Origin of the sequence: Burkholderia sp. AU4i (assembly GCF_000466765.1) — a bacterium.
Taxonomy (GTDB): Bacteria; Pseudomonadota; Gammaproteobacteria; order Burkholderiales; family Burkholderiaceae; genus Burkholderia; species Burkholderia cepacia.
Genome location: NZ_ASSI01000326.1, coordinates 1 through 732, shown reverse-complemented (window position 1 = coordinate 732; position 732 = coordinate 1). Strand labels below are relative to the sequence as shown.

2 protein-coding genes are annotated in these 732 nt (G+C 69.1%); one reads left to right on the top strand and one right to left on the bottom strand.

The features are described 5' to 3' along the window. Positions 1–139 precede the first annotated feature (139 nt). Positions 140–346, top strand: coding sequence for a hypothetical protein (locus L810_RS41810; protein ID WP_021164143.1), 207 nt, complete (start codon positions 140–142; stop codon positions 344–346). A 91-nt stretch (positions 347–437) separates the two neighbouring features. Here L810_RS41810 and L810_RS41805 read toward each other — a convergent pair. Continuing rightward, positions 438–732 (bottom strand): hypothetical protein (locus tag L810_RS41805; protein WP_042978311.1); only part of this gene is annotated, 295 nt, incomplete at its 5' end.

The window sequence follows — 732 nt, the reverse complement described above, 5'->3', positions numbered from 1 at the left end:
CGCGATCAACGGCGGCCAGCACATGCACTGACGCACGGCGGCCCGGACGGCGCGCATGCCCGTGCCGGGCCGTGTTCCGCTGGTTCCAGTGCCGCGGCGGCACAGGTGTGCCGGTGCGGCCCCGCATTCCGGAGAAGGCATGAGCGACACGTGGATGGGACTCGCGATCGGCGGCGCGGCACTGGCCGTCGCGCTGACGATGGCGATCTCGCTCTTCTGGCTCGAACGGCGCCGTGCGCGGCTGCTGCGGAACTTCGATCATCGCGATTGCTGGCTCGTCGCTTACGGCACGTGTTTCGCGCGCGTGCGGGACAGGCCGGCACGCCGCATGCGCGGCGCGCGTTGACGGCGGCGGCATGGCGGCAGTCACGCATCACCGTTGACGCGTGGTTACGCATCGCGCGCATGCCGCAAGGCGATGCGCGCGATGTCCGTCGTCAATCGCTCTTTCCGCCCGACTCGCCGGAGCCGTTCTTGTGGAAGATCCGCTTCGTCGTGCGCTTGGTGGCATCCCAGCCTTCGCGCGACGCATGCGCGACGCCGTGACCGACCGCCTTCGCGGCACTCGCGGTCGCGTGGCCGAAGCTGCGGGCCGCCTCGCCGGTCTTGTGCGCGGCTTCCTTCGAATCGCGCTTGATGCCCTGCTTCACTTCCGACATGTCCGCGTGCGCGATCGGGCTGATCAGCGCCAGAACGAGCGCGGTACCAATGAACTGACGAACTTTCACGACC

Bases quoted from the DNA above. Each gene is read 5' to 3' on its own strand.
- L810_RS41810 (WP_021164143.1), top strand. From the start codon at position 140: ATGAGCGACACGTGGATGGGACTCGCGATCGGCGGCGCGGCACTGGCC.